Genomic DNA, 23,881 nt, shown 5'->3' with positions numbered 1-23,881 from the left:
CATGACGGAGACGACGGGTGCAGCGACGCGCGCGTTCCCCGAGACCTTCCTGTTCGGCGCGGCGACGGCCGCCTACCAGATCGAGGGCGCCGCCTTCGACGACGGCCGGACGGCGTCGATCTGGGACGCGTTCTGCCGGGTGCCGGGCGCCGTCGTCGGGGGCGACGACGGCGACGTCGCGTGCGACCACTACCACCGCATGCCGCAGGATGTCGCGGTCATGCGCGAGCTCGGACTGCAGACGTACCGCTTCTCGACGTCGTGGTCGCGGGTGCGGCCCGACGGCGGCCCCGTGAACCCCGCGGGCGTCGACTTCTATTCGCGCCTCGTCGACGAGCTGCTCGAGGCGGACATCAAGCCGTGGCTCACGCTCTACCACTGGGACCTGCCGCAGGCGCTCGAGGAGCGCGGCGGCTGGACGGTGCGCGAGACGGCCGACCGGTTCACCGAGTACGCGCTCTCGCTGCACGACGCGCTCGGCGACCGGGTCAGCGCGTGGACGACGCTCAACGAGCCGTGGTGCGCCTCGTTCCTCTCGTACACGGGCGGTGAGCACGCGCCGGGCCACCGGAGCATCGCCGAGGGCATGCTCGCGTCGCACCACCTGCTGCTCGGCCACGGCCGGGTGGTTCGCGAGCTGCGTGCCCGCGATGCCGGCCTGCAGCTCGGCATCACCCTCAACCACACGGTCGCCGACCCGGCCGACCCGGGCGACCCGCGCGACCTCGACGCCGTGCGCCGGCTCGACGGCCAGTTCAACCGGTGGTTCCTCGACCCGCTGTTCCGGGCGAGCTACCCGGCCGACATCGTCGGCGACATCCGCGCGGTGGATGCCGCGGCCGTCGAACGCTTCGAGGCCGCCGTGCGACCCGGCGACCTCGACCTGATCTCCACCCCGATCGACACGCTCGGCGTGAACTACTACCACGGCGACCTCGTCTCGGCGACGCCGCCCGCGCCCGCCGACACCCCCGTGTCGAGCGCGCCCGGCAACGCCCGTCCGACCCGCAGCCCCTACCCCGTGTCGCACGACCTGTACAACGTCGACCGCGGCCTGCCCCGCACGGCGCAGAACTGGGAGGTGCAGCCCGAGGGACTCACCCGCCTGCTGCGCCGCATCTGGGAGGACTACGCGGCCGACGCCGGCGTCGAGCTCTACGTCACCGAGAACGGGGCCGCGTACGACGACGTGGTGTCGCACGACGAGTCGGGTGCGCCGCAGGTCGACGACGCCGATCGGGAGTCGTTCGTGCTCGCGCACCTCGCCGCCATCCTCGACGCGATCGATGCGGGCGTACCCGTCAACGGCTACTTCTACTGGTCGCTGCTCGACAACTTCGAGTGGGCGTGGGGGTACGCGAAGCGGTTCGGCATCGTGCGCGTCGACTACGACACGCAGGAGCGCACGATCAAGCGCAGCGGGCACGCGTACGCCCGAGTCATCCGCGATCGTTCGCTGTGACCTGCCTAGACTGACGACATGGCGAAGGATGCCGCGGGGAGCGCCCCCACGCTCGAGATGGTCGCACGCGTCGCGGGAGTGTCGCGGGCGACGGTCAGCCGCGTCGTCAACGGTTCGCCGAAGGTGAGCCCCGAGGTCGCCGCCGCGGTCAACGACGCGGTCAAGCGTCTGCGCTACGTGCCGAACCGGGCGGCCCGCTCGCTCGCGAGCCGCTCGTCGAACGCGATCGCGCTCGTCGTGCCCGAAGACGTGACGACGTTCTTCGGCGACCCGTACTTCGCCGAGATCGTCAAGGGCATCATGAGCCGCATCGACGACAGCGACTACGTGCTCAACCTGCTCGTCGCGTCGAGCGACCCCCGCCACAAGACGCGCACGTACCTCGAGTCGGGCGTCGTCGACGGCGCCCTCGTCATCTCGCACCACACGGGCGACGAGATCGTGCTCGCCGACTCGTCGGTGCCGCTCGTCTTCGGCGGCCGGCCCGTCGACGGGCTCGTCGAGGGCGCGACCTACGTCGACGTCGACAACGAGGCGGCCGCCGAGGTCGGCACGCGGCACCTCATCGACCTGGGCCGACGCCGCATCGGCACGATCACGGGGCCGCTCGACATGCGCGCCGGCGTCGACCGCCTCGACGGATTCCGTGCGGCGGTCGCCGAGGCCGGCTTGCCCGACGACCTCGTCGAGTCGGGCGACTTCACCGCCGAGGGCGCGGCCGCGGCGACGCGACGGCTGCTCGACCGGGCCGGGGAGGGCGACGACGGCATCGACGCGCTCTTCGTCGCGAGCGACCTCATGGCGAGCGGCGCGCTCGCCGTGCTCGCCGAGCGCGGACTGCACGTGCCCGACGACGTCGCCGTGGTCGGCTTCGACGACAGCCCCGTCGCGACACGGGTCGCCGTGCCGCTCACGACCGTCGCCCAGCCCTCCGAGGAGCAGGGGCGCATGATGGCCGAACTCCTCATCCGCCTCATCTCGGGCGACGACGACGTGCCGAAGCAGACGATCCTGCCCACGAGGCTCGTCGTGCGCGAGTCGGCGTAGCGGCGACTGCGGCCGCCGCACCCCGCGCGCGCGTCCCGACCCCATCTGATCCGCCGAGTCGCCAGAAAAGGCGGTTCCTCACGCGTGTCAGGGACACTTTCTGGCGACTCGGCGGGGTGGAGTGATCGGCGGGGTCGAACGCTGGCGCGAGCGCGGCCCCGCAGAGCTCGCGACCGGGTCGCGCGAGGCCCGTCAGGGGCCTGCGAGCAGGCGCTCGACGAACCAGAAGAGCCCGACCGCTGCGACCCCCAGCTCGATCCACAGCGGCGCGACGGGCAGCCGGCGCCGGAGCAGCACGATGAGTGGGAACGCGATCGCGATGAGCACGAGCTGCGTGAGCTCGATGCCGACGTTGAACACGAGCAGCGCGCCGAGCAGGCCCCACGAGAACGGCTCGTCGATGCCGAGCGCCCCCGCGAACCCGACGCCGTGCACGAGGCCGAACACGAAGACGACCGCGACCCGCACCCAGTCCTCGCGCGAGAACCCGCGCGGCGGGGCCAGCACGGCCGGCAGTGCCGAGGGCTGCACCTTCGCCGCGGTGCGCTCGCGGAGCGCGAGCCCGCCGCGCGAGGCCGCGGCCGGTCCACCGGAGCGAGGGGCCGTCGTCGGCGCCGGGCGGGCCGCCGGCCCTGCGGAGTCCCCAGCGGCCGGCGTGCTCCGCATCCACGGCAGCAGTCCGCCGACCCCACCGCGACCGCGTCGCGACACCCAGACGCTCCACAGGGCGACCGCGGCGATCGAGAACGCGATGACCGGCTCGACGAACGCGGGCGGCACGCTCACGAGCCCGAGCGCGGCGGCGATGAACGTCATCGAGTGCGCGACGGTGAACGCCGTCGCGACGACGATGATGTCGCGCAGCCGCCGCGCCCCGACGATGAGCGCGAGCAGGAACAGCAGGTGGTCGGGCCCGAAGAGCAGGTGCTCGGCGCCGAGGACGAGGAACTCGCCCATGCGCGAGCCCCAGTCCTGCGTCGTCGTCATCGTGGGGCTCTGGTCGGTGTCGAGGTTCGCGACGCCCGACCCCGATCGCAGGTCGTAGCTCACGATCGTCGTCGTCTTGCCGCCCGGCGCCGTGCCCGGGAAGAGCTCGGTGCCGATCCGGTAGACCGGCGCGGCCGCGCCCGCCTGCGACCGGCAGTCCGAGTCGATCACGAGCCGGGCGTGCGGTACGCCGTCGCGGATCGTGATCGCGAACGGCTCGACGAGCTCGTTCGGGCAGGCGTCGACGGGTGCGGATGCCTCGCCGGAGGCATCCGCATCGATGGCCACCGCCCACCGGGGCAGGACGTAGCCGAGCACGGTGTCGGAGTGCCGCTCGAGCACGTCGGTCGTCAGCTGCTGCGGATCGCGTCCCGACGCCTGCACGTCGGCGTAGGCGTCGGCTTCGAAGCCGGCGTCGTCCATCGCCCGGGCGCCGTCGGTCGCGAGCAGCACGTACTCGATCTCGAGCACCGTGCGCACGAGGCCCGGCTCGGGCTCGGTGACGTCGGCGAAGACCGTGGCGGCGTAGCTGTGCGCGGCGGCCGGAGCGGCCGGCACGAGCACCGCCACGAGTGCGGCGAGCGCGGCGGCGGCGCAGAGGAGCGCGCGCACGAGGCGCGCGCTCCCCCGCCGGTGCGACTCAGGCCGCACCGAGGCTCGCCCAGGCCGGGTGCTTCGCGGTGCCGGGCTCCTCGCCGCGGGTCCACCACCTCGCGCGATACAGCTCGCCCTCGTGTTCGACGGTCTCGCCGCCGGTGTAGATCCACGAGGGAGTCCAGGCCCGCACGACGCCCTGCGCGGTGCTCACCTCGACGCCCTGCTCGGCCCACGCGCTGTTGACCCTGCCGTTCTTCGCGACGGCGCCGGGGGTCGCTCCCTTCGTCCACCACTGGGCGACGAACACCCGGCCGTCGTGCAGCACGCGGTCGCCCGCGACGTACACGCGGTCGGCCTGCCAGGTCGGCAGGTCCGCGATCGCGACATCGGGCGAGGTCGCCTCACCGGGCCACGCGCCCGCACGGCTCGCCGTCACGGTCACCGCGATCGCGGCGCCGTTGAGCGCCCCGTCGACCGACAGCTGCGCGTCGGTCGCGCCGTCGAGCTCCTCGCCGTCGGCCGTCCAGCGGTAGGCGAAGGTCAGGCCCTCCGCGTCCCACTCGCCCGGCTCGGCGACGAGGATGCCGCCGACCTCGGCGGTCCCCGAGATGCTCGGCGGCACCGTGGCGACGGGCGCGGGCTCCTCGACGACGACCTCGAACTCGGCCGCGGTGTCGTTGCCGGCGGCGTCGACCGCGAGGTACCGCAGCGTGTAGGCACCGGCGGCCGGGGGCACGATCGTGCCGGGCTCGATCTCGACGTCGTCGCCGATCGGCCCCGAGGCGGTGATCGTGAGCTCGACCGAGCCCGAGTCGTCGCCGGCGAGGCCGGCGGGCACCGTGTACTCGGCGCCGACCGTCGCGGTCGCGGCGGGCTCGGGGTCGACCTCGACGAGCGGGGGCGTCGTGTCGTTGCTCGTCAGGGCGCGGGCGGCGAGGCGCTCGACCGACGCGGCGGCGAGCGGATCGCTGAAGATCCTCGCCGTCGAGATGGTGCCTTCGAACGGGTACTCCACCGTGCCCGACGACGAGATGTCGCCGCCGACGACGAACGAGCGTGCCGCGCCCGTCGGGTTCTGCACCGTGCCGCCGCCGGTCGCGGTGGCCGTGCCGGCCTCGCGGCCGTCGACGAACACGCGCAGTGCTCCCGACGCGGCGTCGTACGTCGCCGCGATGTGCGACCACTGCCCCGCGGTGACGGCGTTCTCGGCACGGGCGACGACGTACTTGCCGCCGACGCGCACCCAGAGCTCGGGCGAGACCTTGCCGGGCTGGGTGCCGGGCAGCATCTCGAGGCCCTGCCCCGCGCTCTGCGTGTTCGAGATCATGTCGCGCTCGGTCGTGATCGCGGGCACCTTGACGACCGACTCGATCGTGAAGCCGTCTTCGGTCTTCGCGTAGTCCGCGTCGGACCACGCGATGCGCGAGCCCTGGGCAGAGCTGCCGGTGAACGTCGCGACTTCGGTGCCGAGCGCGGTGTCGACCGCGATCGGCGCGTTGCCCGCGACGACGGCGTGCGCCCGCGGCGACCGGTCGACAGGCTTGCCGGCGACGTAGTCGAGGTCGAGCAGGTCGGCGGCCGGCAGCGGCTCGAGCAGCCCGGCCAGTTCGGCCGACCCGTTCGCCGCGGTCACGGTGAAGGTCGCCTGCGCCTGGCGCGCGGCGGCGTCGGTCGCGACGTACGCGAGCGTGTGCGCGCCCGCCGTGGCCGGCGTGAACGTGTACCGGCCGTCGTCGGTGCGTGCGACCTCGACGACCCCGCCCGTCGGGTCGGTCACCTCGACGGCGACCTTCACCCGGCCCGAGTTGTCGACCGCCTGCGGCGTGGGCGCGATGTACGTCCGGCCGACGACGGCGGAGGCACCGGGCGCGGGCCGCTCGGCCCTCACCTGCGGCGGCGTGGCGTCGAGGAGCTTGAGCTCGCGGTTCGCGACGCGGTACACGTTCTTGTCGCTGAGCGGCGTGCTGTAGAGCTCGACCCCGGCGATGCGCCCGTCGAACGTCGCATCGTCGAGCGTGCCGCTCGCGTTCGCGTCGCCGCCGATCGCCATGTAGCGGGCCGCGGTGTTCGTCGGCTTGACGGGGAACGAGACGTTCTCGGTCGTGATCGCCTTCGCGCCGTTCACGTAGAGTCTCGCGTCGGTGCCGTCGTACCAGCCGGTCACGTGGTACCAGGTGCCGTACTTCAGGTCGACCGACGGCCGCGGGCTCGCGTACCAGAACCCGAGCTCGTACGTCTCGGCCGAGGCCGTGCGCACCGCCTCGAGGCCGATGCCGCCGCCCTGCATGCCGCCGAACACGTCGACGTAGCCGCCGACGGGCTTGTCGATCGCGTCGAGCTTGAAGGTCGCGTCGATCGTGAAGCCGTCTTGCAGCTTCGCGTAGTCGGCGTCGCTCCACAGCCCGGTCTTGAACGCGGAGGCCGAGCCCTGCTCGCCGACCGCGACCTGGGCGCCGAGGTCAGCGTCCTCGACCACTCGTGCGGCGCTGCCCGCGGTGAGCGTCCACGCCTTCGGCGAGGCATCCACGGCCGTGCCGTCGGCGAAGCCGACGTCGAGCAGGTCGGCCGTCGGCACCTGCTCGCGCAGATCGTCGAAGGTGAGCTTCTCGGGGTCGAACGGCGGCTCGACGGGCCCGGTCGAGCCGGTCGTCGTGAACCGTGCCGTGAGCGCCGTGCCCTCCTTGCCCCACGCGTTGATCGGGGTGACCCGCACCTCGTACTCGCGCGACGGACGCAGGTTCCACACCTCGTGGTTGCGGCTCGTCGGCATCGGCAGGTTGTAGAAGCCCGACCACTGCAGGAACGTGTTCACGGTCTGCCCGGTCGCGACGTCGACCGTCGTGTAGCGGTACTTGTGCACGATGTCCTGCACGGTGTTCGGTGCGGGCACCGCCTGCGGGAACGCGACCATCGCCTTCTCCTCGCCGATGCCGTCGACGGTGAGCGCTGAGCCCGCCTTCCACTCGGGCGCCTTCGTGAGGCTCGCCCGGTGCGTGTTGTTGAGCGGGAACCGCTCGTCGTAGCTCTTCGTCGTGTCGACCGAGTCGGCGACGTCCCACGTCCAGGTCTGGTCGATCCACTGGTCGGCGAGCAGGTCGTAGTTCTTGATCGTGACCTTCGAGCCCGTGATCTCGACGACGGCCGTCTGGCGGTTGTTGCCCGCGTCGTCGGGCGTCGTGTCGTTCGAACGGCTCGTCGGGCTCGTGCCCACGACGCCCGACTCGAACTCGTAGTACGCGAGCGGCGGCGCGTTCACGGTCGTGAAGCCCTTGTCGGCCTTGTCGCCGGCGCGGTTCTCCTGGCCCTGCCAGACCGAGGTCGGGATGTTCTGCGGGGTGTGGATGTGCCCGCCCCAGACCACGGCCTGCGGGAAGTCGTCGAACACCGACTGCAGCGTGTTGCCGCACCCGCTCGACAGGCCCGTGCCGTACCACTCGTTCGACACGTAGTGGGTGCACTGCAGCGGGTGGTGCACGAGCACCATGACGGGCTTCGTCGGGTCCTCGGCGGTGGCGGCGGCGAGGCGCTGCTGCAGCCACGAGGCGGCATAGGCGTAATTGCCCGAGCTCGCCTGCGACGGCTTGCCAGTCACGGGGTCGAGTGTGCCGGCGCCCGGCGAGACGGTGATGAAGTGGTAGCCGTCGATCGTGTAGTCGGCGTTGGGCTTCTGCCCGCCGGTGGCCTGCGTGAACAGGTCGTACGACGAGATCGCGCTGACGTCGTGGTTGCCGAGCGAGGCGACGAGGTCGATGCCGAGGTCGGCCTTCGAGTCGATCGTCGACTTCAGGCCGGCGTACTCGCTCGCGGTCGCGGTGTTCGTGAGGTCGCCGACGAAGAGCGCGGTGCCGACGTTCTCGGCCTTCCAGAAGTCGTAGGCCTCGGCGAGCTCGCTCCAGTTGTTGTGGATGTCGCCGATCGCCGCGAACCGGATGTCGGGCTCGCCGGCGGCGGACGCCGTCGCCGTGGCGGGTGCCGGTGCGGATGCCTCGGCGGCGGACTGCTCGTCGGCCGACGCGTCCGTGGTCGACGGCGTCGCGGCATCCTCGGCGGCCGCTCCCCCGGTGACGGTGACGGTGTGCGTCTCCTCGGTGATGCCGCCCCCGGCATCGGTGACCGTGAAGGCGACCGTGTACTCGCCCGCGACGGCGGGCACGAACCGGTACGCGCCGTCGTCGCCCGCGGTGACGGCGGCGACGACCCCGTCGGGGCTCTGCACGGTGACGACGAGGTCGCCGGCCGTGCCGGCACCGCCCGTGAAGGCGACGGTGTCGCCGACGGTCGCGGTGGTCGGGCCGGTGATGGCGTCGGCGGGTGACGCGGACGCGGCGGCGTCGGTCGTCGACTCCACCGACGACGGCGCGGCCGCCGGCTGGGCGTCGCCGGCCGACGCGGCGACGGCCGGAGCGGTCTGCGCGGCCTGCGCCTGGGCCGGCGCGGCCGCCATGCCCGTGAGGAGGAGCGTCGCCGCGGCGACGGAGGTGACCATGAGGGCCGGGCGACGCCGGGATCGGCGAGGCACGGCGGAATCGGACGGGGGGACGACTGGCTGCGACACGGGATGTCCTTCGAATGACAGGAGCCGGAACGCTGCCACCAAATCGAGCGAAGGTGGCCACCGGGTGAACGCGGCGAGACGGCTCGGCGGCGGAATCGCGAGTCGGCGCGGATTCGTCGGCCCGCTGCGCACAGTGGGTGCGGGGGCGCGTCGAACGGCGGTCGCCTCAGCCCGCGTCGGGCCGTTCGGCGATGCCGGCCGCCTGCGCCTCGAACGAGATGGTGTGCGGCACGTACCGGTCTTCGCCGCACTCGACCGGGCGACCGTTCGCGGCGTACGTCTCGCGCCGCACCTGCAGCATCGGGCTCGACCGCCGCACGCCGAGCAGCCGCGCGTCCTCGCTCGACGCGGCGACGGCCTCGATGCGGTGGTTGCCGTGCGTGATCACGATGCCCGCATCGGCGAGCAGGCGCGTCGTGGAGTGCGCGTCGGCGGGCATGCGCTCGACGTGCGGCAGCACCCACGGCGCCCAGGTCGAGCGCTCGACCATGACGTCGCGCCCCTCGAGCGTGCGCACCCGGATCATGTGCAGCACCTCGTCGCCCGTGCCGATGCCGAGCAGCCGAGCTTCGCGCGGCGTCGCCCGGCGCAGCTCACGGGCGACGACGCGGCCGCCCGACTCGCGCCCGCGCGCCTCGGCCCACTGCGTGAACGAGCGCATGCGGTCGAACCCCTGGGTCTTCGCCGACTGCACGAACCAGCCGGCGCCCCGACGCGACTCGACGAGGCCCTGCCGCGCGAGCGCCGCGAGCACGCTGCGCACCGCACTGCGCGACGTGCGCTCCGTGGCGGCGAGCTCGAGCTCGCTCGGCAGCCGGGCGCCGGCGGGCAGCTCGCCCGAGAGGATGCGCCGGCGCAGGTCACCGGCGAGGTCGTGATCGAGGTCGTCGTCGTCGTCGCGCACGGTTCACCGCAGCATCATTCGAACGCCACGCCCGCGATGTCGGCGAAGCGCCGGCGCATGACCTCGATCGCGTCGGGGTGCTCGTCGACGAGCACGAACCGACGGCCGAGGGTCGCGGCGACCGCGCCCGTCGTGCCCGAGCCGGCGAAGAAGTCGAGCACCCAGTCGCCCTCGCGGGTCGATGCCTGCACGATGCGGCGCAGGATGCCCTCGGGCTTCTGCGTCGGGTACCCGGTCTTCTCACGCCCCGTCGGCGAGACGATCGTGTGCCACCAGACGTCGGTCGGCAGCTTGCCCAGCTCGGCCTTCTCGGGGGTCACGAGGCCCGGCGCCATGTACGGCTCGCGGTCGACCGCGGTCGAGTCGAACCAGTACGCCTCGGGATTCTTCACGTAGACGAGGATCGTGTCGTGCTTCGTCGGCCAGCGCCGCTTCGACTTCGCGCCGTAGTCGTACGCCCAGATCAGCTCGTTGAGAAAGCACTCGCGACCGAACAGCGCGTCGAGCAGCACCTTGGCGTAGTGGGCCTCGCGGTAGTCGAGGTGCAGGTAGAGCGTGCCGTCGTCGGCGAGCAGCCGCCAGGCCTCGACGAGCCTGGGCTCGAGAAAGGCCCAGTAGTCGTCGAACCGGTCGTCGTAGCGCAGCAGGTCGCCGCGGATGCGCTCGTACCGCTTGCCCGCGAAGCCGGTGATCGTGTTGGATGCTTCGGGCTCGGCGTCGTCGGTCACGCTCTGCCGCACATGGCGCAGCGACTGCCGCGCCTGCACCCGACCGGTGTTGAACGGCGGGTCGAGGTAGATGAGCGTGAACCGGCCGTCGGGCAGCGTGGGCAGCACGGCGAGGTTGTCCGCATGGATGATGCGGTCGGGTTCGTCGGGGGCCACGCGCTCCAGTCTGCCAGTCGGTCGCCCGGCCGGCGGTTGAGGACCCGTTCGCCGGTTGAGGAGCGCCGACGCGGAGCGGCGACGCGTCTCGAAACCTCGTAGGCCGCTCTCGGAGACCCGGTCACCCGGTTTCGAGACGCGTGCTGGTTTCGAGACGGCGCTGGCGCGCCTCCTCAACCCACCGCCTTCGTCGCGCGCTCCTCAACCAGCTGGTGGGGTGCGGTCAGTGCTCGTGCGCGTGGGCGTCGCCGACCTCGCGGCCGGCGGCGGGGTCGGATGCCGCGGCCGAACCGACCACCTCGGCGACCGCGCCGCGCGAATGCACGACGCGTCCGCCGACCATCGTGACCTGCGCATGTTCGCCGAGCAGCCCCGCCGGGTCGTGCTCGTGCGCGTACAGGTCGCCCGACCACACCACGAGGTCGGCGTCCATGCCCACGGCGAGCCTGCCGCGCGAGCCCTCGAGGTGCCAGGCGCGCGCCCCGTGCACGGTGTACGCCTCGAGCGACCGGTCGAGGCCGACCCGCTCCCCCGTCGTCCACGGGTCGGTGCCGTCGAGCGCGGCGCGCGTCGCGGCCGAGAAGACGCCGACGAGCGGGTCCATCTCGCCGACCTGCCAGTCGCTCGAGAACGCCACCGTCGCGCCCGAGTCGAGCAGGCTCCTGAACCGCCAGGCTCGGTTCCAGCGCTCCTCGCCGACGTTCTCCATCCAGGTGCCGGCGACGAGGTCGGGCGAGCAGTGGCGGGGCTGCATCGCGGCGGTGACGCCGAGCTCGGCGAACCGGGGCAGGTCGTCGGGGTGCAGGCACTCGACGTGCACGACGCCGTGGCGCCGGTCGACCGTGCCGTTCACGCGCTGCGCGTGCTCGATCGCGTCGAGCGCGAGCCGGATGCCGCCGTCACCGGTCGCGTGCGTGTGCGTCTGCAGGCCGAGCCGGTCGAGCTCGGTGACGACGTCGACGAGCTCGCGTCCGCCGTTGCCGGCGTAGCTCGGGCGTCCGCGCCGGCCCGGCCGGTTCGCGTAGTCGTCGAGCATGAGCGCGGTGTGCGGCTCGACGACGTCGTCGGAGTACAGCTTGATCGGTCCGAGCCGCAAGAGCCCCGCGGCATCCGCGTTCGCCGCAGCATCGTCGATCGTGTCGCGCAGCGTGCGGCGGAACTCGCCGTCGGCACCGACCGGGTGGAAGAGCGCGGCGATCACCCGCGAGCTCAGCACGCCCTCGGCGAGCGCGCGCTCGAACAGCGGCAGTTCGGCGAGCGGCACCTGCGGCTCGACGACGGTCGTGATGCCGAGCGCAGTCGCCATGCGCATGCTCGACTGCAGCTTGCGGTAGCGACGTTCGGGCGAGTACATCGGAATGTCGCGCTGCAGCGCCGCGAGCCCGGCGACGGTCATCGCGCTCGTGTAGAAATCGGTCACCCATCCGGTCGCCGCACCGTCGCTGTCGCGCTCGGCGCGGCCCCACGCGATTTCGCCTCCGCCCGAGATGCCGAGCACCTCGAGCGCCCGGCGGTCGAGCCAGACCGAGTGCTGGTCGTAGGTCGTCACGAAGATCGGCCGGCCGTCCGGGTCGAGCCCGGCGAGATCTCCGGCGTTCGGGCGACGGTTCTCGACGATCGCGTACACGGCGTTCTCGGCGCAGATCCACGGCAGCTCGGGACGCGCCGCGGCGAACTCGGCGATGCGCCGGCGCACCTCGTCGAGGGCGTGGGCGCCCTCGAGCGAGACGGCGTCCTCGTCGAAGCCGAGCAGCAGGTGGTTGTGGCTGTCGATCACGCCGGGAGTCACGAGCCGGCCGTCGGCCTCGACCGTGCGGCGCGCGGTGGGCGCCTCGGCCGCCGGGCCGACGTACGCAATGCGGTCGCCCGAGACGCCGATCGCCTCGGCCCACGGCTGCGCCGGGTCGAAGGTGCGCACGCGGGCGCCGGTGATGAGGAGGTCGAGGGTCATGGTGCTGGGCTTTCTGCGTGATTCGGTGGAGCGCGGTGACTCGTCGGACGCGTCACCGGTGGCCGGATCCGCCCAGCCCGACTGGAGTGTCCGGTCGGTGGGCGGTGTGGGTATGTGGACTTGTGCGCCTCGGTCGTGTGGATCTGTGGCATGTCGACACGCACGGTGTGTATTTGTGGACGTGACGGGATCGCGGCGCCGATGCGGTCGGACGCCGCGATCCCGTCGGCCGCCGTGGCGGCGTCAGGCGAGGTCGTCGTCCTCGTCGGCGTCGAGCAGGTGCGCGGCACCGGGGTGCGTGCGCAGGTACAGCGCGTAATAGACGAAGCCGGCGATGATGATGCCGGCGGCGATGCCGAGGCTCAGCCACTGGGCGGGGTCGAGGATGCCGATGACGAAGATCGTCGCGATCGCGGCGAGGGCGACGACCGGGGCGAGCGGCCACAGCGGCATGCGGAAGTACGCCGACGTCGACGCACCGGCCGCGGCTTCGCGGTTCGTCTGGCGGCGCACGACGAGGGCGGCGAGGGCGATGAAGCCGTAGCTGAAGGCGAGGGTCGAGCCGGTCGCGTTCAGCAGCACGTCGAACGGCACGAAGCACGCCGCGAGCGCGAGCACGCCCATCACGATGGTCGCGACGACCGGCATCTTCGTCGACGACGAGACCTTCGCGAGCGGGCGGGCGAGTCCTGCGGGCATCGCCTGGTCGCGGGCGGCGGCGAAGAGCAGGCGGCCCGACTGCAGCGCGATCGCGATGATCGCGTTCACGATCGCGAGGGCGATCGCGACGAGCACGACGATCGTGACGGCGTCGCCCGCGCTCTCGGCGAGGAACGTCTCGACCGGGAGGGCGGCGCCGAAGAGGTCTTCGAGCGAGTCGGCGCCGAGCAGGATCGCGGTGAGCGGGATGAGCTCGGCGAGCACCGTGATGAGCGCGCTCCAGAGCACGGCGCGGGCGATCGTGCGGCGGGCGTTGCGGGTCTCCTCGGCGAAGTAGATCGCGCCGCCGTAGCCGTTGTACGAGAAGATGCCCTGCGTGATCGCGAGCACGAGGCCGGCGATGCCGAGCGGCGCGAGGCCGCCGGTCGCGGGGTCGAGCACCTGCGGGTCGAAGAGCGCCGTGATCGGACGCTCGACGTGGATGAGCCCGAGCACCGCGAGCAGCACGAGCGCGGCCATCTCGACGAAGAGGAACGCGCCGGTCACCCACGCGTTCGTGCGGATGTTGAAGCACGCCGTCACGGTCGCGAGCACGATCACGATGAGCGCCGTCCACAGCGGGTCGAGGCCGGCGATCGCGACGCCCAGGTAGTCGGCGACGCCGAGCGCGAAGATCGCCACGATGAGGGGCAGGGTGATCAGGTTGATGAAGAACACGGCCGCGCCCGAGGCAGGGCCGAGCACCCGGTTGACGAGCGAGTAGTCGCCGCCCGCGATCGGATGCCGCGACCCGAGCTCGGCGTAGCAGAGGGCGACGAGCAGGCTGATGATGCCGGCCAGGGCGAAGCCCCAGAACACGCCGGTGCCGTAGGTGGCGAGCGCGGCGCCGCCGAGGATGAAGACGCTCGAGGCGGGCGAGATGCCCGACAGTGTGATGAGCACGTTGCCGCCGACGCCGAGCGACCGCGACAGCTGGGCGCCGTGCGTCGTCGTCGCGGCGGTGTCGAGGGAGGGCGCCGGCGAGGGCGCGGGAGCGGGTGAGGTCACGGTGGTCTCGCTTCGTCGGGGGAACCAAGGGACATTATCTGACTCAAGTGTCAAAGAATGCACCGAGCATGACAGGCCGATCGGTTAGTGTCAAGGACATGGCGCGACCTCGGAACCAGCACGCCCGGCGGGCGGAGCTCATCGAGGCGACGTATGCCGCGGGGCGCATGCACGGGCTGCGATCACTGTCGTTGACGGATGTCGCGGCGCAGGCGGGCCTTACGCGGGGTGCGATTCTCTACTACTACGAGGACCTCGACGCGCTGCTCGTCGAAGCGCATTCCGCCGGCGTCGAGCGGTTCTGCGATGAGCGCGACGCGACGGTGGCCGCCCTCGACGACCCGCGCGCGCAGCTCGCGGCGGCGATCGACGCCGGGCTGCCGAGCGGTCCCGACGACGCGCTCATGAGCCTGCTCTACGAGTTCGACGTGCTCGCCGGCAACTCCGAGCTCCATGACGAGCTCGTGCAGAAGCTCTACCTGCGCCAGCTCGAGACGTACCGCCGCATCTTCGCGGCGGGGCGCGAGGCCGGGGTGTTCACCCCGAACCTCGGCGACGACGATCTCGCGATGACGTTCGTCGCGCTCGAAGACGCGTACGGCCTGCACATCGTGGGCGGCAACGCCCTCATGACGGTCGCGACCGCCTCCGCCGCGATGCGCGCCGTCGCCGCCGAGCTCGGCTGCCCGGTGACAACAGCTGGTTGAGCGTCAGACGTCGAGGCGGATCGAGCCCTTGAAGCGGTCGGTCCGCGCCGGAGGCGCGCCCGAGGCATCCGTCTCGTCATCGGCGAACGCGATGCCCTTGTCGCCGTCGGGGGTGGGTGCGGGGGTGGGCAGGCGGTTCTGCCGGTCCATCTCGACCTGGGCCTCGTACTTGCGCGGTGCGAACACCTCGTCGCCGATCATCATGACGGCGCTGCCCGAGGGCTTGCCCTTCTTGGTCTTGTCGGAGAGGTCGATCCAGCCGAGGCGCACGGCCACGGCGATGACGGCGAGCGCGCCGAGCGCGATCGCGAGCCAGATCCACCAATCCACCCGGCGATTCTAGCCGGACGACCTTGAGCCTTCCTCGCGAGCGTTCAGGGAACCCGGTACAGCCACTCGCGCGTCGCGAACTTCGTCTCGACGAGCTCCTCGGCCTCGGCGAGCTCGTCGGGGCTCACCGAACCCGGGGTCGCGCCGTTGAGCGCGACGAACGTCTGCTTGAGGCTCTCGATGATCGCGCCGCGGCTGAGGCCGGTCTGCGACCGCAGCGGGTCGACGCGCTTGGCGGCCGAGGCGATGCCCTTGTCGCTGATCTTCTCGCGGCCGATGCGCAGCACCTCGAGCATCTTCTCGTTGTCGAGGTCGTACGCCATCGTGACGTGGTGCAGCACTCCCCCGTTGCCGAGGCGCTTCTGCGCGGCGCCGCCGATCTTGCCGAGCGGGCTCGTGATGTCGTTGAGCGGCTGGTAGCTCGCCTCGATGCCGAGCGCGCGGAGCCCCTGCAGCACCCAGTCGTCGAGGTAGGCGTACGAGTCGGCGAAGCTCATGCCCTGCACGAGCTCGGCCGGAACGTAGAGCGAGTAGGTGACGACGTTGCCCTGCTCCATCATCATCGCGCCGCCGCCCGAGATGCGGCGCACGACGTCGAAGCCGTAGCGCTCGGCGCCGTCGGGGTCGACCTCGTTCTTCACCGACTGGAACGAGCCGATGACGACCGCCGACTCGTCCCATTCCCAGATGCGCAGCGTCGGCTTGCGGCGACCGTCGCCGACGCGGGTGGCGAGCACCTCGTCGAGCGCGAGGTGCACGCGCGGCGGCACGGCTGGGTCGTGCACGACCTCCCAGTCGTAGTCGGCCCAGCTCGTCGCCTCGGTGAGCGCACGGCGCACGGCGACGGCCACTGCGTCGGCCGAGAAGCCGAGCATGACGGCGTCTTTTCTCAGCCGCTCGCTGATCGCCGCCGAGATCTGCTTCGCATCGGATGCCGCGGGCAGGCCGTCGAGCGCGGCGTTGATGTCGTCGAGTGCCTCGTCGGGCTCGAGGAAGAAGTCGCCGGCCACCCGCGGATTGCGGATCGCCCCGCCCACCACGTCGAAGTCGACGATCACGAGCTTGCCGCCGGGCACCTTGTATTCACCGTGCATGCGGTCAAGCCTACGGTTCGGACCCCCGCCCTCGGGCGGCTGAATCGAATGGGCAGAGATCGTCCAGATTCGGCGAATTCCGGACGACTATTGCCCACTCGATCCGCTGCGAGCCCACCCGACCGACGGGTGCGTGCGTACGCTGGCGGGATGACGACGTTCTTCCTCGCGCGCCACGGAGAGACCGTCTGGCACGCCGACCACCGCTACGCGGGCAACTCCGACGTGCCGCTCACCCGGCACGGGCTCGGCCAGGCCGCGGCGCTCGGCGCGTGGGCGGTCGACGCCCGGCTCGACGCGATCGTCGCCTCACCCCTCAGCCGCGCGCAGCGCTCGGCCGCTCCGGCCGGCGAGACGACCGGCCTGCCGGTTCGCAGCGAGCCGCGCCTCGTCGAGATCGACTTCGGCGCCGCCGAGGGGCTCACGCCCGACGAGATCGCCGAGCGCTACCCGGCCGAATGGGCGGCCTTCTGCGAGGCGCCGGCGAGCAACCCGCTCCCGGGCGGGGAGAGCGGGCGGGCGGGCATCGCGCGCAGCATCCCCGTCTTCGACGAGCTCGCCGCCGAGTTCCCCGACGGCCGCGTGCTCGTCGTCGCGCACGCGACCCTCATCAGGCTGCTGTTCTGCGAGCTCGCGGGAATGGACCCCGACGGCTACCGCGACCTGCTGCCCGTGCTCGGCAACTGCAACGTGACGACGATCGTCTACCCGTGGGCGACCGAGTCGCGTGCGGCGCACCACCCGCGCATCCGGCTGCTCGGCTACGACGTGCCGCCATGGCACGCGGGCCTGTAGGCGGTTTCGAGACGGTCGCTCCGCCCCCTCCTCGACCCGCGGGCACGCGAACGGGGCGCCACCCGGCGAACCGGTGACGCCCCGCCCTGCTGATGCGGGTTACTCCTCCCAGGGCACGTCGGGCGCCCGGTAGTAGCCGATGCCCATCTCGTCCCATCGGTCGGCCTGCTGCACGATGCGGCGCTCGAAGTCGTCGAACGAGCGCACCTCGGGCGCCGACCAGCCGACCTCGGCGATCGCAGGCATGCGCGGGAAGCTCACGAAGTCGGCGTACTGCGACACGGGGATGAACTGGTCGAGCGAGGTCGGCAGCTTCGTCGAGCCGTAATAGGCGCGGTCGGCCCACAGCGCCGCCTCGACGCCCTCGATCTGCTCCTCGGTCGCGAGCGAGACGCTGCCGTCGGTGCTCGAGGTGACCGAGATCGGATCCCAGTCGTACGAGCGCTCGAGATCGACGAGCCCGGCCCAGCTGAGGCCGTAGGGCACGGTCGCGTCGTACTTCATGTCGAGGTACGAACGGTCGGCGGGCGACGCGACGACGGTCGCGCCCTGGGCGAGCGCGTTGCGGAGCTCGCGCACGTCGGGACGCTCGTTCGGGGTGCCGATCGAGGCCTGGTCGCCGGCGTCGGCCCACCACTGCATGATCGCGCCCTCGGGCAGCGGCGAGGCACCGATCTGGTGCCAGCCCATGACGCGCTTGCCCTGCTCGGCGAGGATCTCGGAGGACGCGCCGACGTACCAGTCCATCTGCTCCTGCGTGGTCGACGGCACCTCGTCGCCGCCGATGTGCACGATGTCGGACGAGCTCTGCTGAGCGGCTTCGGTGAAGACGTCCTGCAGGTACGCGCGCACCTCGGCGCGGCGCTCGGGGGTGAGGCAGATCGTCGGCAGCCCGACGTCGAAGCCCGAGTAGGGCGGCACGGCCTTGCCGTCGCAGTTGATCTCGGGAATCGACGCCTTGGCCGCCATGGCGTGGCTCGGCCCGTCGATCTCGGGCACGACCTCGATGAAGTGGTCGGCGGCGTACTCGACGATCTCGCGGTAGTCGGCCTTCGTGTAGAACCAGGGGCCGCCCGTGCCGGGCTTCCACCCGCTCTGCGTCGAGGCGCCGACCTGGGTGAGCTCGGGCCGGGCGTCGACCGTGAGACGCCAGCCCTGGTCGTCGGTGAGGTGCAGGTGGAGCGCGTTGTACTTGTAGAGCGCCATGTGGTCGATGAAGCGCTTGACGTCGTCGACCGGGTAGAACCGGCGGCCGACGTCGAGCATGGCGCCGCGATAGTCGTAGCGGGGCGAATCGGTGATCTCGACAGACGGGATCGCCCAGGCAACGTCGGAGGCGCCGGCCGATTCGACCTCGGGCGGCAGCAGCTGGCGCAACGTGGTCGCGCCGCGGAACAGGCCCTCGGCGGTGTGCGCCTCGACCACGACGTGCGTGCCCTCGGTCTCGATCGTGTAGCCCTCGTCGCCGAGCGCGGCGTCACCGTCGGTCGACAGTTCGATCGTCGCCCCCTGGGATGCTCCGGCGGCACGCTGGCCGACCGGGACGGCGTAGCCCGTGGCATCCCGCAGCAGGCCGGCGAGGCCTTCGCCGACCCGGGCTGCGCCGTCGTCGAGCGGATGCACCTTGACGACCGTGCCGGCGCCGAGTTCGACGGGCGCATCGCCCGTCGCGGCGACGTGCGACGGCTGCGGGATGAGGGCGAGGTCGGCGAGCGGGTCGCCGGCGGGGGACTCGGCGGCACCGGCCGGCAACGGCGCGGCGACGAAGGCGAGCGCGCCGGCCGCCACGGTGGCGACGAGTGCGGCGCGGGGGGTTCTGGACATCGGTGTCCTCCTCGAGCATCGGTGGTAGGGGCGTCTCGGGTTTCACCCGAGAACTTGCCAGCGATGATCGAGCTTGTCAATAGTCTGATGTTTCCGATCAGAAACGATCAGGACTACTGATCATTCGCTCACTCAGGCGCTCAATCGACCGCGTACCGCTCGTCGAGCCAGCGAACCAGGTCTCCGAATACCTCGGCGCGATTCGTCTCGTTGAAGAGCTCGTGCCGCCCGCCCTCGTACACGATGACCTCGACGTCGCGCAGCCCCGAGCGCTCGACGTAGGCCTCGGCCAGACGTCGGACGCTTCGCTCGCCCCCGACCGCGCACTCGGTGCCGCTCATGATCAGCACGGGGAGCTCGGACGGCAGGTCGCGCGCGGGGCGGCCGAGCAGCCGGAGCGTGTCGGGAAGCCCGAACAGCTTCGGCAGCGGCACCTCGGTCGCGTACGGGTCGGCCATGAACGCCTTCGCGACCTCGGGGTCGCGGCTGAGCCATTCCATCGGCGTCGGCCCGGTGTGCCCGAAGCGCTTGTTGCTCGGCGAGTGCAGGTCGAAGAGCGTGCGATACGCGCTCCCGGTGAAGACGAAGCCGTCGTACCGCTCGGCGTGGCGGTTCATGATGATCTGACCGAGGAACGATCCCCACGACTGCCCGAGGTAGACGAGCGGCAGGTCGGATGCCTCGTGCTCGCGGATCACGCCCGTGAACTGCTCCACCGCATCGACCGCCGCACGCAGGCCGCCCGGGCCGAGCCGGCCCATGCGCGTGAGGTCGCCGCCGTGCTGCACGTAGCCCGTCTGCCCGTGCCCGCGATGGTCGTCGGCCCAGACCGAGTAGCCGGCGGCATTGAGCACCTCGACGGCCTCGGCGTACCGGCCGAGGTGCTCGCCCACCCCGTGCGCGAGCTGGATGACGGCGGTCGCGTCGGGCACTCGCCACGACTCGTAGTGGACGGCGACCCCGTGGGCGTCGATGAAGCTCGGCATGCCGACATCATGTCAGGCGGCAGCCCGGGCCGATCGTCCCGAACGGTGGCACCCCCTTGACGAGAGCGACGTCGCAGTGCTCGAATGTGAACGTTTGACGGCACTAAACGTCAGAAACCATCACTTTGAGATTGCGAGCAATGATGCAGCAACCCCGCACCTCACCGGAGAGGTCCAGGCCCGTCGGGCCGCCGCGACGCTTCACCGCACTCGGCCTCGCCGCCCTCGTCGCGATGACGGGCCTCGGCTCGTTCGCGCTCGCGGCCGGCTCGGCGCCGAGCACTGCCGACGCGGCGGCGAGCGAACCGACGCCGATCACGCCCAAGAAGGTGAACCCCGAGGTTCCCGTCGACGACACCGGCACGACGCTCGGTGCGATCACCGGCGTCGAGCAGGACGGCGCGACCGTCACGCTCGAGGCCGAGCACGGCGCGCTCCGCGCCACGTTCCTCGACGAGCGCACGCTGCGCCTCGAGGCCACGCCGACCGGCGAGTTCACCGACCCGGCGAACACGCCGCAGGGCGACCCCGCCCGCACCGCGAACATCGTCGTCGGCGAAGACGACTTCGACGCGGCATCCGTCACCGTCGACGACGGCGACACGATCACGATCTCGACCGCGAAGACGACCCTCGAGATCGACCGCGCCACCGGGCGCACCGCCCTCGAGCGCGCCGACGGATCGACCGTATGGGCCGAGTCCGAGCCGCTGACCTTCGGCAGCCGCTCGACCACGCAGCACCTCGAGCCGGTCGACGGCGAGCAGTTCCTCGGCGGCGGCATGCAGAACGGCCGGTCGATCCACACGGGCGCGACGATCAACGTCGCCAAGAACTTCGACTGGGACGACGAGGGCTACCCGAACGCGGTGCCCTACTACATGTCGTCGAACGGCTACGGCGTGCTGCGCGACACCTTCGCCGCCGGCAGCTACGACTTCGCCGCGGGCACCACGACCCACGCCGAGCAGCGCTTCGACGCGTTCTACTTCGTCGGCGACTACGAGTCGGCGCTCGACGGCTACACGAAGCTCACCGGCCGGCCGATCATGCCACCGGTCTACGCCCTCGAGTACGGCGACGCCGACTGCTACAACCGCTCGAGCCCGACGTACTCGGGCTCGAAGGACCCGGCGAAGCTGAAGACCCCGCAGGCGCTCGAGATCGCGAAGGACTTCGTCGAGCACGACATGCCGGGCGGCTGGATGCTCGTCAACGACGGCTACGGCTGCGAGTACCAGGAGCTGCCCGAGACGGTCGACGCGATCGAGGCCGAGACCGGCCTCAAGACGGGCCTCTGGACGCAGCGCTCGCTCACGCAGCAGGAGTACGAGGTCGGCGAGGCCGGCATCCGCCTGCGCAAGCTCGACGTCGCCTGGGTCGGCTCGGGCTACCGCCTCGCGCTCACCGGCTGCGAGGCCGCGCACGACGGCATCGAGCAGTACTCCGACGCCCGCGGCACGTCGCTCATGGTCGAGGGCTGGGCGGGCGCGCAGCGCTGCGGCATGCAGTGGACGGGCGACCACTCGGGCAACCTCGACGCCGTGCGCTGGCAGGTCTCGGCGCTCACGGGCGCCGGCAACTCGGGCCTGCCCTTCACGACGGGCGACGTCGACGGCATCTTCGGCGGCAGCGCCGAGAGCTACGTGCGCGACCTGCAGTGGAAGGCGTTCGCGCCGGCGCTCTACTCGATGAGCGGCTGGGCCTCGGTCGACAAGCGCCCGTGGCTCTACGGCGAGCAGGCGACCGCGATCAACCGCTCGTACCTGCAGCTGCGCCAGCAGCTCATGCCGTACATCTACACGCTCGCCGCCGAGTCGCACTCGAGCGGCCTGCCGATGATGCGCTCGATCGCGCTCGAGTACCCGAACGACCCGGGTGCGTACAGCGTCGAGGCGAACAACGAGTTCCTGCTCGGCAGCGACTACCTCGTCGCCCCGGTCTTCACGAAGACGACCGTGCGCAACGGCATCTACCTGCCGGCCGGCGAGCAGTGGGTCGACTACTGGACCGGCAAGCTCTACGAAGGCGGCCAGGTGATCAACGGCCACCCGGCACCCCTCGACAAGCTGCCGATCTTCGTGCGCGCCGGCGCGCTGGTACCGCAGGGCATCGTGGCCCGCAACGCCTCGTTCGTGCCCGAGGACTCGCCCGTCACCCTGTCGGTCTACCCGCAGGACGAGAGCGAGTTCGCCCTCTACGAGGACGACAAGGTCACCCGCGGCTACGCCGACGGCGAGTCGAGCACGCAGCAGTTCACGGTCGACGCGCCTGAGCCCGGCAAGAAGGGCACCGTCACGATCGGCATCGGCGAGCGCGAGGGCGACTACGCCGGCAAGGCCGACGCCCGCCCCTACGTGATCGAGGCGCACACCGGCTCGAAGCCGCAGAACGTCGCGGTCGACGGCACGGGCCTCAAGCAGGCCACGTCGCTCGAGGCGCTCGAGGCCGCGGCATCCGGCTGGTTCTACGACGCCGACGACGCGGGCGGTGTGGTGACCGTGAAGGTCGCGCCGATCGCCTCGGGCGACCGTGCCGAGGTCGTGCTGGCCGCGACGAGCGCGGTGGGCGGCCGTGATGCGGATGCCTCGGCGGCATCGGTCTCGGTCGACCTGGCCGATCGCGTGTTCCAGGGCGACGAGACCACGGTGACGGCGACGTTCCGCAACACCGGCACGAAGGCCAAGGACGACGTCGTGCTGACGCCCGCCGCGCCCGAGGGCTGGAGCCTCGTGTCGTCGTCGGGCGCCGAGCCCGGAACGGTGCAGGCCGGCGCGTCGGCGAAGGCCGAGTTCGTCTTCGAGGTGACGGAGGCCGCGGCGGCCGACCGCCAGACGGTGTCGGTCGAGGCCGCGTACACGTCGCAGCGTTCGCCGCAGACCGCGTCGGGTGCGAACCAGATCTACGTCGCCTACGGCTCGCTCGCGGGTGCGTACAACGCCGACTCGATCAGCGAGATCGCCACGGCCAAGGCCGCGAACTTCGACGGCGGCGGTGCGAGCTTCTCGGCCGAGGCGCTCGCCCGTGCGGGCGTCACCCCGGGCTCGACCGTCACGGTCGGCACGGGCGACGCGGCGATCGAGTACACGTGGCCCGCGCCCTCCGGCGCAGCCGACTCGGTCTCGCCGGCGGGGCAGACCATCGCGCTGAACGGCAAGGGCACGCATCTCGCGATCCTCGCCTCGGCGGCGACGGGCGGCGGGGTCAATCCCGAGCTCGAGCTGCACTACGCCGACGGCAGCGTGGCGAAGCAGAGCGTGTACTTCCCGAACTGGCTGCTGCAGGCCTCCGGGCTGCAGGGCTCGACGGTCGCGATCACCTCGCTCGGGCGCAACAGCGCGACGAACCCGAACGTGTACGAGTACCCGACGGGCAAGTACCAGGTGTACTCGAACATGCTGCGGCTGAACCCCGCCAAGGAGCTCGCCTACGTCGTGCTGCCGACCGAGTCGCGCCTGAAGATCTTCGACTGGAAGGTCGTCGACCAGCCGCTGCCGACGCCGCCGTCCGGCACCGTGTACGCCTCCGACCTGACGTGGCTGAGCGCCACGAACGGCTGGGGCGTGATCGGCAAGGACGTCGCGAACAAGGACTCGGCGAGCTCGCCCGACGTCCCGCTCGCGATCAACTACGTCGACCCGGCGACCGGCACCAACCCGACGTACGACAAGGGCCTCGGGGTGCACGCGCTCTCGAAGATCACGTACTACGTCGGCGGCGCGTGCTCGGCCTTCACGGCCGAGGTCGGCCTCGAGGCGAAGTTCGCGGGCAACGTGATCTTCAAGGTCGACGCCGACGGCGAGAACCGCTACCAGTCGCGCACCTTCACGCCCGGGTTCGCGCCCGAGTCGGTTTCGGTCGATCTCGACGGCGTGCAGTACGTCGACCTGATCGTCGAGGCACCCGGCAGCATCAACGGCGCCCACGGCGTGTGGGGCGACGCGAAGTTCACGTGCGAATGATCGAGTGACCGGTACGGGGCGGGCTCCCTACGGCCCGCCCCGCACCCCGGCCGGATGCCCCGGCGAGCGCCTGCTCGCCGGGGCATCCG

At 71.7% G+C, this 23,881-nt stretch carries 15 protein-coding genes; 5 read left to right on the top strand and 10 right to left on the bottom strand.

The features are described 5' to 3' along the window. Position 1: 1 nt before the first annotated feature. Positions 2-1,462 carry a glycoside hydrolase family 1 protein gene (locus AC3RJ6_RS02500; RefSeq protein WP_491425294.1) on the top strand — a complete coding sequence of 487 codons (1,461 nt, stop codon included), beginning with the start codon at positions 2-4 and terminating at the stop codon, positions 1,460-1,462. Positions 1,463-1,480: 18 nt separating this feature from the next. Next, positions 1,481-2,509 (top strand): LacI family DNA-binding transcriptional regulator, encoded by a 1,029-nt coding sequence (locus AC3RJ6_RS02495; RefSeq protein WP_491425293.1) that lies wholly within the window; start codon positions 1,481-1,483, stop codon positions 2,507-2,509. Positions 2,510-2,701: 192 nt separating this feature from the next. Here the strand turns inward: AC3RJ6_RS02495 and AC3RJ6_RS02490 are convergent, their stop codons facing one another. From AC3RJ6_RS02490 to AC3RJ6_RS02465, 6 genes are all read right to left on the bottom strand, one after another. After that, positions 2,702-4,108 carry a HupE/UreJ family protein gene (locus AC3RJ6_RS02490; RefSeq protein WP_491425292.1) on the bottom strand — a complete coding sequence of 469 codons (1,407 nt, stop codon included), beginning with the start codon at positions 4,106-4,108 and terminating at the stop codon, positions 2,702-2,704. Between the two features lie 28 nt (positions 4,109-4,136). Then, on the bottom strand, positions 4,137-8,612 hold the full coding sequence (locus tag AC3RJ6_RS02485; RefSeq protein WP_491425291.1) for a LamG-like jellyroll fold domain-containing protein: 4,476 nt from the start codon (positions 8,610-8,612) through the stop codon (positions 4,137-4,139). A 202-nt stretch (positions 8,613-8,814) separates the two neighbouring features. Further along, a complete protein-coding gene (locus tag AC3RJ6_RS02480; RefSeq protein WP_491425290.1) occupies positions 8,815-9,552 on the bottom strand; it encodes a GntR family transcriptional regulator in 738 nt (245 codons plus the stop codon). A gap of 14 nt (positions 9,553-9,566) precedes the next feature. After that, positions 9,567-10,445 carry a DNA-methyltransferase gene (locus AC3RJ6_RS02475; RefSeq protein ID WP_491426211.1) on the bottom strand — a complete coding sequence of 293 codons (879 nt, stop codon included), beginning with the start codon at positions 10,443-10,445 and terminating at the stop codon, positions 9,567-9,569. Between the two features lie 214 nt (positions 10,446-10,659). Beyond that, entirely contained in the window at positions 10,660-12,387 is a 1,728-nt protein-coding gene (locus tag AC3RJ6_RS02470) for an amidohydrolase (RefSeq protein ID WP_491425289.1), read from the bottom strand. Positions 12,388-12,630: 243 nt separating this feature from the next. After that, positions 12,631-14,094 carry an APC family permease gene (locus AC3RJ6_RS02465; RefSeq protein WP_491425288.1) on the bottom strand — a complete coding sequence of 488 codons (1,464 nt, stop codon included), beginning with the start codon at positions 14,092-14,094 and terminating at the stop codon, positions 12,631-12,633. 98 nt (positions 14,095-14,192) lie between these two features. Between AC3RJ6_RS02465 and AC3RJ6_RS02460 the strand changes: the two genes are divergently transcribed. Continuing rightward, positions 14,193-14,801, top strand: coding sequence for a TetR/AcrR family transcriptional regulator (locus AC3RJ6_RS02460; protein WP_491425287.1), 609 nt, complete (start codon positions 14,193-14,195; stop codon positions 14,799-14,801). 3 nt (positions 14,802-14,804) lie between these two features. Here AC3RJ6_RS02460 and AC3RJ6_RS02455 read toward each other — a convergent pair whose 3' ends face one another. Both AC3RJ6_RS02455 and lplAB read right to left on the bottom strand, forming a co-directional pair. Then, positions 14,805-15,131, bottom strand: coding sequence for a hypothetical protein (locus AC3RJ6_RS02455; RefSeq protein WP_491425286.1), 327 nt, complete (start codon positions 15,129-15,131; stop codon positions 14,805-14,807). A 44-nt stretch (positions 15,132-15,175) separates the two neighbouring features. Further along, a complete protein-coding gene (lplAB, locus tag AC3RJ6_RS02450; RefSeq protein ID WP_491425285.1) occupies positions 15,176-16,225 on the bottom strand; it encodes a lipoate-protein ligase LplAB in 1,050 nt (349 codons plus the stop codon). Between the two features lie 150 nt (positions 16,226-16,375). Here lplAB and AC3RJ6_RS02445 point away from each other — a divergent pair, with 150 nt between their 5' ends. Next, positions 16,376-17,020, top strand: a complete 645-nt coding sequence (locus AC3RJ6_RS02445) for a histidine phosphatase family protein (protein WP_491425284.1) — start codon at positions 16,376-16,378, stop codon at positions 17,018-17,020. A gap of 99 nt (positions 17,021-17,119) precedes the next feature. Here the strand turns inward: AC3RJ6_RS02445 and AC3RJ6_RS02440 are convergent, their stop codons facing one another. Continuing rightward, complete coding sequence (locus AC3RJ6_RS02440) at positions 17,120-18,844, bottom strand: beta-N-acetylhexosaminidase (RefSeq protein ID WP_491425283.1); 1,725 nt, start codon at positions 18,842-18,844, stop codon at positions 17,120-17,122. 140 nt (positions 18,845-18,984) lie between these two features. Then, the gene (locus AC3RJ6_RS02435; protein ID WP_491425282.1) at positions 18,985-19,830 is read right to left on the bottom strand and encodes an alpha/beta fold hydrolase; all 846 of its coding nucleotides are present in this window, start codon (positions 19,828-19,830) and stop codon (positions 18,985-18,987) included. Between the two features lie 140 nt (positions 19,831-19,970). Here AC3RJ6_RS02435 and AC3RJ6_RS02430 point away from each other — a divergent pair, with 140 nt between their 5' ends. Beyond that, positions 19,971-23,792 (top strand): NPCBM/NEW2 domain-containing protein, encoded by a 3,822-nt coding sequence (locus AC3RJ6_RS02430; RefSeq protein WP_491425281.1) that lies wholly within the window; start codon positions 19,971-19,973, stop codon positions 23,790-23,792. Positions 23,793-23,881 lie beyond the last annotated feature (89 nt).

It is taken from the genome of Agromyces cucurbitae (assembly GCF_058349945.1).
Note: the sequence above shows the minus strand (reverse complement) of the source record. Positions and strands in the feature narration are given on the sequence as shown.

What these genes read in the sequence shown, in the direction of transcription:
- AC3RJ6_RS02445 (WP_491425284.1), top strand. Translation starts at nt 16,376, where the DNA reads ATGACGACGTTCTTCCTCGCGCGCCACGGAGAGACCGTCTGGCACGCC.
- lplAB (WP_491425285.1), bottom strand. Translation starts at nt 16,225, where the DNA reads ATGCACGGTGAATACAAGGTGCCCGGCGGCAAGCTCGTGATCGTCGAC.
- AC3RJ6_RS02495 (WP_491425293.1), top strand. Translation starts at nt 1,481, where the DNA reads ATGGCGAAGGATGCCGCGGGGAGCGCCCCCACGCTCGAGATGGTCGCA.
- AC3RJ6_RS02500 (WP_491425294.1), top strand. Translation starts at nt 2, where the DNA reads ATGACGGAGACGACGGGTGCAGCGACGCGCGCGTTCCCCGAGACCTTC.
- AC3RJ6_RS02460 (WP_491425287.1), top strand. Translation starts at nt 14,193, where the DNA reads ATGGCGCGACCTCGGAACCAGCACGCCCGGCGGGCGGAGCTCATCGAG.
- AC3RJ6_RS02440 (WP_491425283.1), bottom strand. Translation starts at nt 18,844, where the DNA reads ATGTCCAGAACCCCCCGCGCCGCACTCGTCGCCACCGTGGCGGCCGGC.
- AC3RJ6_RS02430 (WP_491425281.1), top strand. Translation starts at nt 19,971, where the DNA reads ATGATGCAGCAACCCCGCACCTCACCGGAGAGGTCCAGGCCCGTCGGG.
- AC3RJ6_RS02435 (WP_491425282.1), bottom strand. Translation starts at nt 19,830, where the DNA reads ATGCCGAGCTTCATCGACGCCCACGGGGTCGCCGTCCACTACGAGTCG.
- AC3RJ6_RS02470 (WP_491425289.1), bottom strand. Translation starts at nt 12,387, where the DNA reads ATGACCCTCGACCTCCTCATCACCGGCGCCCGCGTGCGCACCTTCGAC.